At 57.6% G+C, this 15,180-nt stretch carries 16 protein-coding genes and 1 pseudogene; 9 read left to right on the plus strand and 8 right to left on the minus strand.

Features of this window, described 5'->3' with window-relative positions:
- Positions 1–165: 165 nt before the first annotated feature.
- The 3 genes from CXK96_RS15815 to trpC are packed head-to-tail and all read left to right on the plus strand — an operon-like array spanning position 166 to position 2,638.
- Positions 166–759 carry an aminodeoxychorismate/anthranilate synthase component II gene (locus CXK96_RS15815; RefSeq protein WP_102837391.1) on the plus strand — a complete coding sequence of 198 codons (594 nt, stop codon included), beginning with the start codon at positions 166–168 and terminating at the stop codon, positions 757–759.
- Complete coding sequence (trpD, locus tag CXK96_RS15820; RefSeq protein WP_102837392.1) at positions 759–1,805, plus strand: anthranilate phosphoribosyltransferase; 1,047 nt, start codon at positions 759–761, stop codon at positions 1,803–1,805. Before CXK96_RS15815 ends, trpD begins: the two co-directional genes overlap by 1 nt.
- A complete protein-coding gene (trpC, locus tag CXK96_RS15825) occupies positions 1,802–2,638 on the plus strand; it encodes an indole-3-glycerol phosphate synthase TrpC (protein ID WP_102837393.1) in 837 nt (278 codons plus the stop codon). The genes trpD and trpC overlap by 4 nt, the downstream gene beginning before the upstream one ends.
- 60 nt (positions 2,639–2,698) lie before the next feature.
- Here trpC and crp read toward each other — a convergent pair whose 3' ends face one another.
- A complete protein-coding gene (gene crp, locus CXK96_RS15830; protein WP_045430655.1) occupies positions 2,699–3,343 on the minus strand; it encodes a cAMP-activated global transcriptional regulator CRP in 645 nt (214 codons plus the stop codon).
- Positions 3,344–3,560: 217 nt separating this feature from the next.
- Here crp and CXK96_RS15835 point away from each other — a divergent pair, with 217 nt between their 5' ends.
- Positions 3,561–3,983 carry an OsmC family protein gene (locus CXK96_RS15835; protein WP_102837394.1) on the plus strand — a complete coding sequence of 141 codons (423 nt, stop codon included), beginning with the start codon at positions 3,561–3,563 and terminating at the stop codon, positions 3,981–3,983.
- A pseudogene (locus CXK96_RS15840) lies at positions 3,983–4,192 on the plus strand (adenosylmethionine decarboxylase); the annotation flags it as partial. The gene CXK96_RS15835 and the pseudogene CXK96_RS15840, both read left to right, overlap by 1 nt.
- Positions 4,193–4,301: 109 nt before the next feature.
- On the opposite strand, the gene coq7 reads toward CXK96_RS15840, so the two are convergent.
- Complete coding sequence (gene coq7 / locus CXK96_RS15845) at positions 4,302–4,949, minus strand: 2-polyprenyl-3-methyl-6-methoxy-1,4-benzoquinone monooxygenase (protein ID WP_102837396.1); 648 nt, start codon at positions 4,947–4,949, stop codon at positions 4,302–4,304.
- Between the two features lie 64 nt (positions 4,950–5,013).
- On the minus strand, positions 5,014–5,355 hold the full coding sequence (locus CXK96_RS15850; RefSeq protein ID WP_102837397.1) for a histidine triad nucleotide-binding protein: 342 nt from the start codon (positions 5,353–5,355) through the stop codon (positions 5,014–5,016).
- A 78-nt stretch (positions 5,356–5,433) separates the two neighbouring features.
- On the opposite strand from CXK96_RS15850, the gene CXK96_RS15855 reads away from it, so the two are divergent.
- A complete protein-coding gene (locus CXK96_RS15855; protein WP_102837398.1) occupies positions 5,434–6,909 on the plus strand; it encodes an AAA family ATPase in 1,476 nt (491 codons plus the stop codon).
- Positions 6,910–6,935: 26 nt separating this feature from the next.
- Here CXK96_RS15855 and CXK96_RS15860 read toward each other — a convergent pair whose 3' ends face one another.
- The 3 genes from CXK96_RS15860 to hemJ form a co-directional block, all read right to left on the minus strand.
- Complete coding sequence (locus tag CXK96_RS15860) at positions 6,936–7,859, minus strand: DUF805 domain-containing protein (RefSeq protein WP_102837399.1); 924 nt, start codon at positions 7,857–7,859, stop codon at positions 6,936–6,938.
- A 106-nt stretch (positions 7,860–7,965) separates the two neighbouring features.
- Positions 7,966–8,940, minus strand: a complete 975-nt coding sequence (locus CXK96_RS15865) for an NAD(P)H-dependent flavin oxidoreductase (RefSeq protein ID WP_102837400.1) — start codon at positions 8,938–8,940, stop codon at positions 7,966–7,968.
- A 21-nt stretch (positions 8,941–8,961) separates the two neighbouring features.
- Positions 8,962–9,387 carry a protoporphyrinogen oxidase HemJ gene (gene hemJ / locus CXK96_RS15870; RefSeq protein ID WP_102837401.1) on the minus strand — a complete coding sequence of 142 codons (426 nt, stop codon included), beginning with the start codon at positions 9,385–9,387 and terminating at the stop codon, positions 8,962–8,964.
- A gap of 133 nt (positions 9,388–9,520) precedes the next feature.
- On the opposite strand from hemJ, the gene argC reads away from it, so the two are divergent.
- Together argC and erpA are read left to right on the plus strand one after the other, a co-directional pair.
- Positions 9,521–10,555: an N-acetyl-gamma-glutamyl-phosphate reductase gene (gene argC / locus CXK96_RS15875; RefSeq protein ID WP_102837402.1), complete on the plus strand. Its 1,035-nt coding sequence runs from the start codon at positions 9,521–9,523 to the stop codon at positions 10,553–10,555.
- 136 nt (positions 10,556–10,691) lie between these two features.
- Entirely contained in the window at positions 10,692–11,042 is a 351-nt protein-coding gene (erpA, locus tag CXK96_RS15880; RefSeq protein WP_045430630.1) for an iron-sulfur cluster insertion protein ErpA, read from the plus strand.
- An 83-nt stretch (positions 11,043–11,125) separates the two neighbouring features.
- On the opposite strand, the gene CXK96_RS15885 is transcribed toward erpA, so the two are convergent.
- The gene (locus CXK96_RS15885) at positions 11,126–12,217 is read right to left on the minus strand and encodes an anhydro-N-acetylmuramic acid kinase (RefSeq protein ID WP_102837403.1); all 1,092 of its coding nucleotides are present in this window, start codon (positions 12,215–12,217) and stop codon (positions 11,126–11,128) included.
- Positions 12,218–13,615, minus strand: coding sequence for a peptidoglycan DD-metalloendopeptidase family protein (locus tag CXK96_RS15890; RefSeq protein ID WP_102837404.1), 1,398 nt, complete (start codon positions 13,613–13,615; stop codon positions 12,218–12,220).
- A 183-nt stretch (positions 13,616–13,798) separates the two neighbouring features.
- Here CXK96_RS15890 and tyrS point away from each other — a divergent pair, with 183 nt between their 5' ends.
- Positions 13,799–14,998 carry a tyrosine--tRNA ligase gene (tyrS, locus tag CXK96_RS15895; protein ID WP_102837405.1) on the plus strand — a complete coding sequence of 400 codons (1,200 nt, stop codon included), beginning with the start codon at positions 13,799–13,801 and terminating at the stop codon, positions 14,996–14,998.
- Positions 14,999–15,180: the final 182 nt, after the last annotated feature.

A 15,180-nucleotide genomic window follows, 5' to 3' on the forward strand; every position in this document is an offset into this window, starting at 1 on the left:
AGGCTCATGCCCGCTGGCGTTGGCGCGCCTGACCGTCGTTGCTGGCTCCGTGCCGGAATACCCCGTTCACACCTGTACTACCGATCGTTCTGCTGAGGCGCTATTGCGCCGGCTTGGGCCGTCATGGCAGGTGGTGGATCAGCCTCAAGCCCAAGGGTGACGCAAATGCTGTTAATGCTGGATAACTACGATTCCTTTACCTACAACGTCGTGCAATATCTCGGCGAACTCGGCGCGGACGTTAAAGTAGTGCGCAACGATGAGTTGAGCGTTGCCGAAATCGAAGCGCTGAACCCGGAGCGGATTGTCGTATCGCCCGGCCCTTGTACGCCGAACGAGGCGGGCGTCTCGCTGGAACTGATTCGTCATTTCGCCGGCAAGCTGCCGATCCTCGGCGTCTGTCTCGGCCATCAGAGCATCGGGCAGGCATTTGGAGGTGAGGTCGTGCGGGCGCGTCAGGTCATGCATGGCAAGACAAGTCCGGTCGCTCACGAGAACACCGGTGTGTTTGCCGGGCTGAACAATCCGTTAACGGTGACGCGTTACCACTCGCTGGTGGTCAAGCGTGAAACGCTCCCCGACTGTCTGGAGATCACTGCCTGGACGCAACTGGAAGACGGCAGCGTCGACGAGATCATGGGCTTGCGGCACAAGACACTGAACGTAGAAGGCGTGCAGTTTCACCCTGAGTCAATCCTCACCGAGCAGGGACACGAACTGTTCGCCAATTTTCTGAAACAGACCGGAGGCGTGCGCTGATGGATATCAAGGAAGCCCTCAACCGCATCGTCGGCCAGCTGGATTTGACTACCGATGAAATGAAGGCGGTGATGCGGCAGATCATGACTGGCCAGTGCACCGATGCGCAGATTGGCGCGTTCCTCATGGGCATGCGGATGAAGAGCGAAACCATCGACGAGATCGTCGGTGCGGTGGAGGTGATGCGTGAGCTGGCCGAGCCGGTGCATTTTGATACCCATCGATTGGTGGACACCTGCGGTACCGGTGGCGATGGGATGAACATTTTCAATGTCTCAACTGCCGCAGCCTTCGTGGTCGCCGCTGCGGGTGGCAAGGTCGCCAAGCACGGCAACCGCGCAGTGTCGGGTAAGAGTGGCAGTGCCGACCTGCTCGAAGCGGCCGGTGTTTACCTGGACCTCACGCCCGCACAGGTTGCGCGCAGTGTCGATGCTGTGGGCGTCGGCTTCATGTTTGCGCCTGCGCACCACGGCGCGATGAAATTTGCCGCCGGTCCGCGCCGCGAGTTGGGCTTGCGGACGCTGTTCAACATCCTTGGCCCGATGTCCAACCCCGCCGGTGTCAAGCATCAGGTGCTCGGGGTGTTCAGCAAGGAACTCTGCCGGCCCATGGCCGAAGTGCTGTCGCGCCTGGGAAGTCAGCATGTGCTGGTCGTGCATGCACAGGACGGGCTCGACGAGATCAGCCTGGCGGCGCCGACCTATGTGGCCGAACTGAACAAGGGTGAAATCAGTGAGTACCGTATCCAGCCGGAAGACTTCGGGATCAAGAGCCAGAGCCTGATCGGTCTTAATGTCGAAGATGCACAGGGCTCGTTGGCTCTGATTCGCGATGCATTGGGACGGCGTAAGACGGACAATGGGCAAAAGGCTGCCGACATGATTGTCTTGAATGCAGGTGCTGCGCTCTATGCAGCCGACATCGCCAGCAGCCTGAAACAGGGCGTGGAGATTGCCCACGATGCGCTGCATACCGGCTTGGCACGGGACAAGTTCGAGGAGCTCGTGTCCTTCACCGTGGTGTTCAAGCAGGAGAGTTCCCAATGAGTAAGGTGCCGACGGTTCTGGAAAAGATCATCAGGCGCAAGCGCGAGGAAGTCAGCGAGCGTCGAGGTCGGGTCGGTCTGGCTGAACTCGAAACAATGGCGGCCGCAGCGGACCCGGTTCGCGGTTTTGCCCGCCGGCTGCAGGAGCAGGCGCTTAACAAACAACCGGCTGTGATTGCAGAAATCAAGAAAGCCTCACCAAGCAAAGGGGTGCTGCGGGAGGATTTTGTCCCGGCGGACATCGCCAAAAGCTATGAGGCAGGTGGCGCCACCTGCCTCTCGGTATTGACCGACATCGACTTCTTTCAGGGGGCCGACGACTACCTGAAGCAAGCGCGCTCAGCCTGCAAACTACCGGTCATCCGCAAGGACTTCATGGTTGACCCCTACCAGATCATCGAGTCCAGAGCCCTGGGCGCTGACTGCGTTCTGTTGATCGTCGCTGCGTTGGAGGATGGCCAGATGGCCGAGCTCGCCGATGTGGCAGAGTCTCAGAATCTCGATGTATTGGTAGAGGTCCATGATGGAGCAGAGCTGGAACGCGCGCTGCGCCTCGACACGCCTCTGCTCGGGATCAACAACCGTAACCTTCACACCTTTGAACTCAGTCTGGAAACGACGCTTGACTTGCTGCCGCGCATCCCACGCGACCGTCTGGCTGTGACCGAGAGCGGCATACTTCATCGTGCCGACGTGGAGTTGATGGAAATCAACCAGGTGTATGCGTTTCTGGTGGGAGAAGCTTTCATGCGAGCAGAGCAGCCGGGGCTCGAACTGCAGCGATTGTTCTTTCCGGGACGTAACCGACCCCAATCAGCTGCCGATCCGGAGTGATCGGCTGCAATTGAAAAAGCCGGCAAGTTGCCGGCTTTTTCAATCGTGCTGAGCTGAGTTTCAGCGCGTACCAAACACCACCATGGTCTTTCCCTTCACGTGCACCAGCCCCTGTGATTCGAGGCTTTTTAGCACGCGGCCGACCATTTCCCTCGAGCAGCCGACGATGCGGCCGATTTCCTGGCGTGTGATCTTGATCTGCATGCCGTCCGGGTGGGTCATTGCATCGGGTTGCTTGCACAGATCAAGCAATGTGCGGGCGACGCGGCCGGTTACATCGAGAAACGCCAGATCACCCACCTTGCGTGTTGTGTTGCGCAAGCGTTCGGCCATCTGGCTGCCGAGTGCATAAAGAATATCGGGGTCCTGCTGGGTCAGTTCACGGAACTTGGCATAGCTCAGTTCTGCTACTTCGCATTCAGTCTTGGCGCGAACCCATGCGCTGCGTTCCTTTTCGGATCCTTCCTTCTCGAACAGTCCCATCTCTCCGAAGAAATCCCCGGAATTCAGATAGGCAATGATCATCTCGCGACCATCGTCATCCTCGATCAGGATAGTGACCGAACCTTTAACGATGAAGAAAAGCGTTTCGCTACGATCACCGGCATAGATGATGGTGCTTTTGGCGGTGTAGCGCCGACGATGGCAATGCGCGAGTAGTTTGTCGATGTTCTTGATCTTGGGCGTGAGTGTAATAGCGACCATGCTGTAGTCCCGGAAGATGTGTCCAATTAGAAGGCAGTTCTTATTATGTATGACTAAGTTCTGTTATCAGGCACCGGGAGCTTAACAGACCGGTCTGGGTCGACAACAAAACTGCGACACGAATATCAACTTTCGGGCATTCATTCGTCGGGTTATCGCCACCGGCGTCTGCCGGTCGTCATGCTAAGCTTCGCTCCTTTTCAAACGGAGTCTATCGATGAAAGCGCGCATTCAGTGGGCTGGCGAGGCAATGTTTCTTGGCGAGTCTGGCAGTGGTCACGTCGTGGTCATGGACGGCCCGCCTGAGAATGGTGGACGAAATCTAGGCGTCCGCCCTATGGAGATGCTGTTGCTGGGGCTCGGCGGCTGCAGCAACTTCGATGTGGTAAGCATTCTGAAGAAGTCGCGTCAGGCGGTGGAAAGCTGCGAAGCCTTTCTTGAGGCAGAGCGTGCGGGTGAAGATCCGAAGGTGTTCACGAAGATTCATCTGCACTTCGTCGTCAAGGGCCGTGGGCTGAAGGAGGCTCAAGTCAAACGTGCCGTCGAACTGTCCGCTGAGAAATACTGTTCTGCCTCGATCATGCTCGGCCGTGCGGGTGTCGAGATCAGCCACGACTATGAAATCGTCGAGCTGAGCTGAACACTATTCTGGCGCACTTGGACAAGAGTCACGTCACGGTGCATACCGATCCAGAAATCCATCCGGTCGAAGGTATCGCAACCCATCGCGTGGATATCGACGTTTCTACTTGCGTCGTTAATTCAGCGCTTGAGGCTCGCAACTATATGAATCCCCAGTTCGACACGGATATCGTCACTGTCGATTATCGAGTTCGTGGCGTTACTCGTGTGCACCATGAAATGCTGGAAGTTCTCTATGCCCGCAATATCCCGAACTAGGGTGACGGCGGTAGAAACCAGAAGGGCGCCTCTCAGGCGCCCTTCTTCGTTATAACGGTCATATCCGGTAGGTGGTCTTGGTCATCACTTTGGCCATCAGGCTCATGCCGAACTTCACCGGCGCCGGAAAGCGCAAGCCGCCTGCCTCTAGGGCAGCGGTTGAATGTTGCGCTTCATCCGTGCGCATCTGTTCGAGAATAGCCCGGGACTTCTCATCCTCTTGTGGAATTTGCTCGAGATGCTCATCCAGATGCTTGCAGACCTGATCTTCCGTGGCGGCGACGAAACCCAGGCTGATGCGATCGCTGATCAAGCCCGCCGCCGCACCGATGCCGAACGACAATCCGTAGAAAAGCGGATTGAGAACACTGGTGTGGCTGCCCAACTGGTGTATGCGCTGTTCGCACCAGGCCAGATGATCAATCTCTTCGTCTGCGGCGCGCTCCATCGCCTCACGGACCATGGGCAGTCGAGCGGTCAGCGCCTGTCCCTGGTATAGCGCCTGCGCACAGACCTCACCAGTGTGATTGATGCGCATCAGTCCGGCCACGTGTCGCGCTTCGCTTTCGCTCAGCTCGGCCTCGTTCTTCAGCACGGCGGGCGTTGGTCGCTGAGGTTGGCCGCTGAACGGTAGCAGCGTCCTTAACGCGGCATCGGCCTGCAACAGCAGGCGGTCGGCAGGAGAGTATTGGCGTTGGTTGGGCATGTCGCCTCCAGGTGGTTCGGAGCAGGCGTGAGCAGTCGGTACTGCAGTTGGGGTAGCAGATGTTTCAACCAGGTGGCCAATGCATCTGGCGCTGACCGAGCACATGCATATGGATGTGATGTACCGTCTGACCTCCAAGGTCGTTGCAGTTCATGACAACCCGAAAGCCTTCCTGACAGCCCTGCTCTTCGGCCAGACGCTGCGCGGTAAAAAGGATATGGCCTGCGAGAAGCTTGTCGTCATCCTCACTGAGGTCATGCAGGGTTGCGATGTGTTTCTTTGGAATTACCAGGAAATGCGCAGGCGCCTGGGGCGCGATGTCATTGAAGGCGATAACCTGTTCGTCTTCATAGATCTTCTGCGCGGGGAGGGTCCCGGCGACGATCTTGCAAAATAGACAATCCACGGCGTTTCTCCAGAACTGAAACAAAAAGCAGTGTAACAGGCGATTTTCGGACTGGTTAGCTGGCATGGAGCATACCGAATGAAGAATGATATTCACGACCTGGCACTGGTACTCGAGTCAAGGTTGCGCTTGGTGCTGATCGAGTCATGGGACGAGCGTCGAGTGCTCGAGACGCTGAGTGGATTAGCTGTGAACCGGGGGATGACCCTTCATGTGTGGTCTGTAACGGAAGGTCTCCGGCATCTTGCGTTCGGCGGCGAGGCGCTGGACGCTGGCGAAAGCCGCTCGGCTGAGGTCGCATTGAGGCGAGTCAAACACGATCCGCTGGGAGGGCTGTACGTCTTCTGCGACTTGCACCCGTTTCTCGACGAGCCGCGTCTGGTGCGCTTGTTGAAGGAAATCGCAATGGGCGAAAGCGCCACCGCACCCACGCTGGTGCTGGTTTCGCATGCCCTCAAGTTGCCCCCTGAGGTCCAGCGTCATGCGGCTCGCTTCAGTCTCACCCTGCCCTCCGAAGAAGAGCTGTTGAGTATTGTGCGTCATGAGGCGACTGTCTGGAGCGAGCGTAATCGAGGCGCCCGGGTGCGGACCGACAATCGCACCCTGCAGCAGGTCGTGAAGAACCTGCGTGGACTCAGCCATGCAGAAGCGCGCAGCTTGGCGCACAGCCTGATCTGCGATGATGGCGCGATCACACAGGAAGATCTTCCAGAGCTCAACCGTAAGAAGTTCGAACTACTGGACATGCAAGGCGTGCTGGGTTTCGAGTACGAGACGGAGCATTTTGCCGAGGTTGGCGGGCTTCAGAATTTCAAGCGCTGGCTGGGGCAGCGTCAGGCTGCCTTTGTTGCCGGCAGCCACTCGGACATGCCGCGCGGGGTGATGCTCGTTGGCGTGCAGGGCGGCGGAAAAAGTATGGCGGCCAAGGCGGTCGCGGGGTTCTGGGGTTTGCCGCTGCTGCGCCTGGATTTTGCGTGCTTGTACAACAAGTTCTTTGGTGAAACCGAGCGCAATCTGCGCGAGGCGCTAAAACTGGCCGAACAGATGGCGCCTTGCGTCCTATGGATGGACGAGTTGGAAAAGGGGCTCGCTACGGGAGAAATGGATGGCGGCGTCAGTCAGCGCGTCCTGGGTACCTTGCTTATCTGGATGGCTGAGCGTGAAGCGCCGGTGTTCATGGTTGCGACCGCCAACGCAGTGGATCGGCTTCCTCCAGAGCTGTTACGTAAAGGGCGCTTTGACGAATTGTTCTTTGTCGACTTGCCCGATGCATCCACGCGGGCGGAAATTTTCGGAATTCATCTGGCTCGGCGTGAGCTGAAAGCCGAACAGTTCGATCTAGAAGCACTTGCGGTCGCTTGCGATGGTTTCTCAGGTGCCGAGATTGAACAGGTAGTTGTTTCAGCCGTCTACGCTGGTCAGGCCCGGTCCGTTGAACCAAACCAAGACATGCTCATGGATTGTATCCGCGCGACCGCACCGCTTTCGGTGGTAATGGCCGAAAAGCTGGATGAGCTTCGTGGTTGGGCTTCGGGACGAACGGTATTGGCCTGACTGGCTCGCCGAATCACCCGAGAGCGCTACTGATAAGTTGGCAGGATGATGGCGGTCAGGATGCCAATGATAGGTACAAGCAGCCATAGCGCCGCTAGAAGCTTTACGGCGCTGCTGTTCGGCGGCTGCGGCGGCCCGAAGCGGTTCACCCCAGTGTTGCCTGGCATCAGCAGTACCACCAGGGGAAAGAACGTGCCGACGACCGGAATCAGATAGAGCAGCATGAGCCAGCCGGACCAGCCTAGATCATGCAACCGTTGCACGCCGATCTGGACGCTCACGAGTAGAAAACCGATGCCGAGCACGCCGGTGACAATCATGCCGAGGACTGCTGAGGCAGCGAACGTCGTGCTGGCAATCAACATTAGGCCGAGCGCCACAGCCATCAACGCCATGGACCAGGCTAGATAGCGCAGCCGGCCGATTCTGCCTTGTGTCGTGAAGACCTTTAGTTCGCTGTATTCCGCAGTTGGCTCGCCGACCTCGGCGCGCGGTGGTGCATAGGGATGGGCAATGCTCCGGCTCTGGAGCGACGTTTCGCCCAGCTGTACCTGGCGTGCCAGATATTTCTTGATAACGATGCCACAACTGCAGCACTCGATGGCGGTTGGCTGGGTATGGCCGCATTTGGGGCACGCCATCTGCTCGGCCCGAACGGGTGTCTCGCTCGGATTTACGGTCGCGTAGTCAACGATGGCCAGCGCAACACCTTTCGTTGGTTCGGCTTCCTTGCGTGCCTGGACCCCAGCACGCTGAAGCGCTTGCAGGTATCGGTCAGCTTCCGGTGCACTCAGTTCACGCTTGAGTGAGACCGAGCCATGACCGAACAGACGCTCGACTTTGCCAGCGTCGCATTTGAACAGTTGCGCCAGGTTGTTCTTGGCGGTGTCGAGTGATACGCCCGGTAGGAGCTCACCTTCGAAGACGATTCGGTATTGATCAGCGCTCATCCAGCGTCCCTGTTGCCGGTTTTCGCGCAAGCCTAATGCGCGGTAGGGCGGCCAACAAGTCTCGCCCTACAGAGTTGCTTGAGGCTTGTAGCAACTGCGAGGTGTGTCACGGTTGGCGCAGCCAGCGCTGGGACAGCTGCAACGCCTGATCGTGGGCGGCACGGTATTCTCGATCCAGCCGGGCAATCAATTCTTCGCTGCTCGGCAGGTCTCTTATTTCCCCTACGCCCTGGCCTGCCGACCAGACGGTTTTCCAAGCCTTCGCCTCATCGCTGACGGGCTTGAGTTTTTCGCCGTAGTTCATTTCGCCTTTGTTTTTCAGTCGATCCTCATCGTAGCCGGCTTGTTGCAGGCTTTGACGCAGGAAGCTGGCGGGCACACCTGATACCGCTGCGGTGTGAACGATGTCGGCCGCATGCGCCTGCAGCAGCATTTGCTTGTATTCATCCGAGGCGTGGCTTTCCCGCGTGGCAATGAAGCGCGTTCCCATGTAGGCAAGGTCCGCACCGAGTAGCTGCGCGGCAAGTATCTCGTGACCATGGTTGAGGCAGCCGGAGAGCAGCAGTGTCTTGTCGAAGAATTGGCGGATCTCGGCCACCAAGGCAAATGGACTCCAGGTACCCGCGTGGCCGCCGGCCCCAGCAGCCACCGCTATCAATCCGTCAACTCCGGCTTCAGCCGCTTTCTCCGCATGTCGCCGTGTGGTGACATCGTGAAACACCAGCCCACCATAGCTGTGCACGGCGTCCACCACCTCTTTAACGGCGCCAAGGCTGGTGATCACAATAGGCACCCGCTGCTCGACGCATATCGCGAGATCTGCCTGAAGTCGGGGGTTGCTGTGGTGCACAATCAGGTTGACTGCATACGGGGCGGGTTTGTCAGCCACTTTCAGATGCTGGTCTATCTCCTGCAGCCAGTCACGGAATCCGCTGCTTTCTCGCTGATTCAGTGCGGGAAAGCTGCCGACCACACCGCTGGTGCAGCATGCGGCTACCAGCGCGGGGTTCGATACCAAGAACATGGGGGCTGCGACCAAAGGTAGACGAAGGCGCTCTTCGAGGATGGCTGGCAATGTCATGGCAGTTTCCTTGAGTCAGTTTCAAAAGGGTTTGATCACAACAAGAATGACGATAGCCAGGAGCAGCAGCACCGGAAACTCGTTGAACCAGCGGTAGAACACATGGCTGCGCGTATTTTCGTTACGGGCGAATCGCTTGAGCTGAGCGCCACACATATGGTGATAGCCAATCAGTAACACAACCAATGCGAGCTTGGCGTGTAACCAGCCCCCGCTGAAGAGCGCAGGGTTAAGCGCAATCATGCCTATACCAAAGGCGAGCGTGGCGATCATTGAGGGGATCATGATGCCGCGATAGAGCTTGCGTTCCATGACCTGAAAGCGATCACGGCTGATCGCGTCCTCGCTCATGGCGTGATAAACGAACAATCTCGGCAGATAGAACAGCCCGGCGAACCAGCAGACGATTGCAACGATGTGCAGGGCTTTCAACCAGAGATAGAGCATTCGGAAGTTCCTTGGGTTCAGAGTCGGTCCGATAGTAGTGGCTTGATGGCCCGCGCGTCATCTCGGTGGTTGGCCCTGAGCGCAGGCCCCTTTATCATCGACGTTCTTATCGTTCCACTGCGAGAGGCAGCTCATGGTCAAGGTCGGAATCGTTGGCGGCACAGGCTACACCGGAGTCGAGTTGCTGCGTCTGTTGGCCCAGCACCCCCAGGCGGAAGTAGCCGTGATCACCTCCCGCTCCGAAAACGGGGTCAAGGTGACGGATATGTATCCGAACCTCCGAGGTCACTATGACCAGCTGGCTTTCAGTGTCCCGGATACCGCAACACTCGGCGCCTGTGATGTGGTTTTCTTCGCTACCCCCCATGGTGTCGCACATGCGCTGGCAGCTGAGTTGCTGGAGGCAGGCACTCGCGTCATCGACCTGTCCGCGGATTTCCGCCTGCAGGATGCGGATGAATGGGCCAAATGGTACGGCCAGCCACATGGAGCCCCAGCCCTGCTACCCGAAGCGGTTTACGGTTTACCCGAGGTAAACCGTGAGCGGATCAAGGGGGCGCGGTTGATTGCTGTTCCTGGTTGTTATCCAACCGCAACCCAGCTGGGTTATCTGCCCTTGCTGGAACAGGGGCTGGCCGATACAACCCGGCTCATCGCCGATTGCAAGTCGGGCGTGAGCGGCGCCGGGCGCGCGGCGAAGATTGGATCGTTGTTTACCGAAGCGGGCGAAAGCATGATGGCCTACGCGGTCAAAGGTCATCGTCATCTGCCAGAGATCAGCCAAGGGTTGCGGCGTGCAGCCGGCGGTAACGTCAGCTTGACCTTCGTCCCTCATCTAACGCCGATGATTCGCGGCATCCATGCCACCCTGTACGCGACGGTCCTCGACACCTCGGTGGATCTCCAGGCGCTTTATGAAACTCGTTACGCGAGCGAACCTTTCGTCGACGTGATGCCTGCCGGCAGCCATCCGGAGACCCGCAGTGTGCGTGGTGCCAACGTATGCCGTATCGCAGTACACCGGCCGCAAGGCGGGGAACTGGTGGTCGTGCTGTCAGTCATCGATAACCTTGTAAAAGGCGCATCGGGCCAGGCGCTACAGAACATGAACATCGTCTTCGGTCTGGATGAAAGACTCGGCTTAAGCAACGCAGCTTTGCTGCCTTGACCTAGCTGCCATGGATATCGGTTGGGATAGGGCAGTGTATTTCCCCGTCGGCGACGAATAGTTGACCGATTTTCTAGGATAAGCCGATAATGCCCCGTCCAAGCAGTAATGTGCGTTCACGCGCCAGGAGAACCAAATGAGTGTCGAATCCTTCACGCCCACCGCGATCCAGTTCAGTCAGGGTGCCGCGAGCAAGGTGAAGAGTCTGGTCGATGAGGAGGGCAACCCGCGGCTGAAGCTGCGGGTGTTCGTCACCGGCGGCGGCTGCTCTGGTTTTCAATATGGGTTCACCTTTGATGAGGAGCTCGCCGAAGACGACACCATCATCGAGCGTGAGGGTGTGAGTCTGGTGGTGGACCCGATGAGCTACCAGTACCTGGCCGGTGCTGAAGTGGACTATCAGGAGGGTTTGGAAGGTTCACGCTTCATCATCAAGAACCCGAACGCTACGACAACGTGCGGCTGCGGTCAGTCGTTCTCGATTTAAGGTTCGTTCTAGCAAGAGACACCGTGCCTTTGCACGGTGTTTTTGTTTCCGGGTCAGGGCGGTACGGCAGTCGACGCCAACCGCTATGCCGGATAGATCGCGCCAAGGGTCCTCAACCCGCGAGCACCTGTTACGCTTGGCCGGTTCGCGGCAATACCCTCAATGCAGCAGTGTGCCAACCAGGCGAACGCCATAGCTTCTAGCCAGTCAGGTTCGATTCCGTAGTTTGCAGTGCTTGCCAGCTCGCATGCGGGCAGTAATGCTTGCAGCCTTTGCATTAGCGCAGTGTTGTGCGCACCGCCGCCGCAGATCAGTACATCTTCTGTATCAGGTTGAGCTTCAATGAGCGCTTCGCTGATGCTGCGGGCTGTCAGTTCGAGCAGCGTAGCCTGTACATCTTCAGGGGCGAGGTCGGGAAAAGATGCGAGGTGGCTGTCCAGCCAGGGCAGGTTGAATAGCTCCCGCCCGGTACTCTTTGGGCCGTGGGTAGCGAAGAAGTCGTCACTTAACAGTAGCGTCAGTAGCTGGTGATTGACCTGGCCGCTGGCTGCCCAGTTGCCGTCGCGGTCATAGGGCTGCCCTTGATGGCGATGAATCCAGGCATCAAGGAGCACATTGCCTGGGCCGCAATCGAAGCCGCGTGTCGACGTGCCTGAACGTAGCAAGCTAACGTTGCTGAAGCCGCCGATATTGAGCACCGCCCTGATCCGTTTCGCATCACTGAACATGGCCTCATGAAAGGCGGGTACCAGCGGTGCGCCTTGGCCGCCGGCGGCAATGTCACGTCGGCGAAAATCGGTTACCACGCTGATGCTGGTTAATTCTGCCAGGAGAGCAGGGTGCCCTATCTGGATGGAAAAGCCGCGTTGCGGCTCGTGCCGTACGGTCTGTCCGTGGCTGCCAATCGCGCGAATAGTTGAAGACGATAGTTGCGTCTTGTCGAGTAACCTATGAACCCCAGCACTTGCGAGTTCGGCCCAAGCCTGTTCGGCAAGGGCGGCCCTGGCTAGTTCATCAGGTGCGGATGCGCAGAGATCGAGCAGATCCTGCTTGAGCTGCGCTGGCATCGGTTCGTAATGCGTTTCAAGCAAGGTCGTCCCTTGACTCTGCTCGACCAGAGCGAAATCCAGACCATCCAAACTGGTGCCTGACATTACTCCGATGTAGAGCGGCATCTATTCGCTCTTCATTGCCAGCATGGTTGCGCGCTCATCGTCCATACGGGCCATCAGCGGGGTGCTGAGCTGCAGAAAGCGCTGTTTTTCATTCTTAGCTATGGGGTCGGCCATTGGCAGTTTTAGCCCCAAGGGGTCGACATGCACGCCGTCGACCTGAAATTCATAATGCAGGTGCGGGCCGGTGGATAGGCCAGTGGTACCGATATAGCCAATGATCTGCCCTTGTTTGACAGAGGAACCGTTGCGGACGCCTTTGGCGAATCCCTGCATATGAGCATAAAGGGTTCTGTAACGATTGCCGTGTTGGATAACAACGGTGTTGCCGTATCCACCTTTGCGGCCGGCAAGAAGGACCTTGCCGTCTCCTGCGCTCTTGATTGGCGTGCCGCGTGCCGCAGCATAATCTACGCCCTTGTGCGCGCGTATCTTGTTCAGGATGGGGTGCTTACGGCCGTTAGAAAAACGTGAACTGATGCGTGCGAAGTCGACTGGCGTGCGAATGAAAGCCTTGCGCATGCTCTGGCCATCAGCGGTGTAATAACTGCTGTTTCCCTGCTTGTTGGTGTAGCGAACAGCTGTATAGCTCTTGCCGCGATTGGTGAAGCGGGCCGCGAGAATATTACCTGTTCCTACTCGGTCGCCAGCGACAGTCTTTTGCTCGTACATAACCTCAAATGAATCGCCTTTACGTATGTCCATGGCGAAGTCGATGTCGTATCCGAATACGTTGGCCAAATCCATCGTCAGATTGTGACTGAGGCCTGCGCGCTTCGCAGCGAGGAATAAGCTGCTCTCTATACGACCATAGGCGTAAGCAGTACTGACGTCCGGCTTGACCTGCTCCTTCTTGAACACATACTTGGTGCCTGACCTCTCCAGCTCCACGCTTTCCAGCTTGTTCAGCTGGCTGCGTAGCCGGGCTAGGTTGCCCTGGTCGTCCAGCTCGAACTCAAGGCGCTGACCAACCTTCAGGCGGGCAAACTGTTTTGCCTCTTTGCTGCTGGCCAGGACGTCGTGAACGGTTGCTTGCGGCAGGCCAACCTTTGCAAACACCGTCGACAGCGTGTCCCCATTCGCCACGACCACTTCTTTTGACGAGGGCTCGGCTTCTGTAGCCGCTTCGGCTTCTTTCAGCTGCAATGACTGAAGTTCCGGTGCAGTAGGTGTTTCGGTCGGAGCGAAGGGGCGCTCAACCGAAAGGCTGACAAGAGGTTGTTCGCTCACGGCTGCAAGTTCGGCAGCGGTATCGAGGCGCAGATCAAGAAAGGTCTTCTTGGCTTCGACTTCGCGGGATGGAAATACAAGGAGTGCCAGGCTCAGAAGCGCAGCTACACCGCTTGCAGCCAAGAGGTGGCTTTTCGGGTAGAGAGGTGCTTTCGATTTTGAATAGGTCATTAGAAAGTCTGGGATGTCTGGCGAAATTTTGTACAGAGAAAATATCTGCCTAAAATATAAGCAAAGTGGTGTCGAGGCAACCCTTGAATCCCCTGGTCGCGGCCTGATTCGCGTTCGATAACGTTGAATTTTCCGGGCGTTCTTGTAAGGTTTACCGCCTTATCTTCTGGCGTGGGGCCTCCAATGAAGTCGGTTCAAGAGCAGTTGTCGGTGATCAAGCGGGGCGCTGACGAAGTGCTCGTCGAGGCGGAGCTGGTTAACAAGCTGGAGCGCGGTCTTCCGCTTCGTATCAAGGCCGGTTTCGACCCAACTGCGCCGGATCTCCATCTTGGTCACACCGTGCTTATAAATAAGCTGCGCCAGTTTCAGGATCTCGGACACCAGGTGGTCTTCCTTATAGGGGATTTCACCGGAATGATCGGCGATCCGAGCGGCAAGAGCGCAACGCGTCCACCGCTGACGCGCGATCAGGTGCTAGAGAACGCGGAGACTTATAAAAGCCAAGTGTTCAAGATCCTTGACCCGGCCAAGACTGAGGTGGCCTTCAATTCCACTTGGATGGATCGTTTGACGCCGTCTGACTTCATTCGTCTGGCGTCGCAATACACCGTGGCTCGTATGCTGGAGCGTGATGACTTCAGTAAGCGTTACTCGACCAATCAGCCTATCGCGATCCACGAGTTTCTCTATCCGTTGGTGCAGGGTTACGACTCCGTAGCGTTGAGGGCGGATGTGGAGCTAGGTGGGACGGACCAGAAGTTCAACTTGCTCATGGGGCGCGAGTTGCAGCGCTCCTATGGGCAGGAGTCGCAGTGCATCGTCACCATGCCGCTTCTGGAGGGTCTGGATGGTGTGAAGAAGATGTCTAAATCGTTGGGTAACTACGTGGGGATCCAGGAAGCGCCTGGCGTGATGTATAGCAAGCTGGTATCGATCCCGGATGCGCTGATGTGGCGGTATTTCGAGCTGTTAAGCTTTCGGGATATGGCAGAAGTCGAAGAGTTCCGCATCGATGTGTCGCGTGGCGCCAATCCTCGTGACATCAAGATCAAGCTGGCGGAAGAGATTGTCGCGCGCTTTCATGGTGAGGATGCCGCTGCGACGGCTCATCGCTCGGCTGGCAACAGGATGAAAGAGGGTGAGTTGCCCGAGGATATTCCTGAGATTGAGCTTTGCTCGATGGAGGATATGCCGATCGCGTCGGTGTTGAATCGGGCAGGCCTGGTCAAGAATGCTGCCGTGGCCCGGGATTTGTTGGCTTCTGGTGGGGTGCGAGTCGATGGGGCGGTTGTTGATCGGGCGTTTGTCTTTCGCGTTGGCTCCGCTCACATCTGTCAGGCAGGGAAGAAGGCATTCGGGCGCGTGTCACTGAAGGCCGAATAAAACGGTTGACGTGAGAATCTGAGTGCCTATAATGCGCACCTTCTCCGGCGCAGGTCTTTGGCGAAACCTCTTGTAAATCAAGAAGTTAGCGAAAATAAAGGCTTGCACGGATGGCGAATTCGAGTAGAATGCGCCGGGCTGGCAGGGTGGTGGTTTGGCTCTGTTAGTGGCTTCGGTCAGGT

Source organism: Stutzerimonas stutzeri (genome assembly GCF_002890895.1).
Lineage (GTDB): Bacteria > Pseudomonadota > Gammaproteobacteria > Pseudomonadales > Pseudomonadaceae > Stutzerimonas > Stutzerimonas stutzeri_AB.

What these genes read in the sequence shown, in the direction of transcription:
- CXK96_RS15815 (WP_102837391.1), top strand. Translation starts at nt 166, where the DNA reads ATGCTGTTAATGCTGGATAACTACGATTCCTTTACCTACAACGTCGTG.
- trpD (WP_102837392.1), top strand. Translation starts at nt 759, where the DNA reads ATGGATATCAAGGAAGCCCTCAACCGCATCGTCGGCCAGCTGGATTTG.
- trpC (WP_102837393.1), top strand. Translation starts at nt 1,802, where the DNA reads ATGAGTAAGGTGCCGACGGTTCTGGAAAAGATCATCAGGCGCAAGCGC.
- crp (WP_045430655.1), bottom strand. Translation starts at nt 3,343, where the DNA reads ATGGTCGCTATTACACTCACGCCCAAGATCAAGAACATCGACAAACTA.
- CXK96_RS15835 (WP_102837394.1), top strand. Translation starts at nt 3,561, where the DNA reads ATGAAAGCGCGCATTCAGTGGGCTGGCGAGGCAATGTTTCTTGGCGAG.
- coq7 (WP_102837396.1), bottom strand. Translation starts at nt 4,949, where the DNA reads ATGCCCAACCAACGCCAATACTCTCCTGCCGACCGCCTGCTGTTGCAG.
- CXK96_RS15855 (WP_102837398.1), top strand. Translation starts at nt 5,434, where the DNA reads ATGAAGAATGATATTCACGACCTGGCACTGGTACTCGAGTCAAGGTTG.
- CXK96_RS15860 (WP_102837399.1), bottom strand. Translation starts at nt 7,859, where the DNA reads ATGAGCGCTGATCAATACCGAATCGTCTTCGAAGGTGAGCTCCTACCG.
- CXK96_RS15865 (WP_102837400.1), bottom strand. Translation starts at nt 8,940, where the DNA reads ATGACATTGCCAGCCATCCTCGAAGAGCGCCTTCGTCTACCTTTGGTC.
- hemJ (WP_102837401.1), bottom strand. Translation starts at nt 9,387, where the DNA reads ATGCTCTATCTCTGGTTGAAAGCCCTGCACATCGTTGCAATCGTCTGC.
- argC (WP_102837402.1), top strand. Translation starts at nt 9,521, where the DNA reads ATGGTCAAGGTCGGAATCGTTGGCGGCACAGGCTACACCGGAGTCGAG.
- erpA (WP_045430630.1), top strand. Translation starts at nt 10,692, where the DNA reads ATGAGTGTCGAATCCTTCACGCCCACCGCGATCCAGTTCAGTCAGGGT.
- CXK96_RS15885 (WP_102837403.1), bottom strand. Translation starts at nt 12,217, where the DNA reads ATGCCGCTCTACATCGGAGTAATGTCAGGCACCAGTTTGGATGGTCTG.
- CXK96_RS15890 (WP_102837404.1), bottom strand. Translation starts at nt 13,615, where the DNA reads ATGACCTATTCAAAATCGAAAGCACCTCTCTACCCGAAAAGCCACCTC.
- tyrS (WP_102837405.1), top strand. Translation starts at nt 13,799, where the DNA reads ATGAAGTCGGTTCAAGAGCAGTTGTCGGTGATCAAGCGGGGCGCTGAC.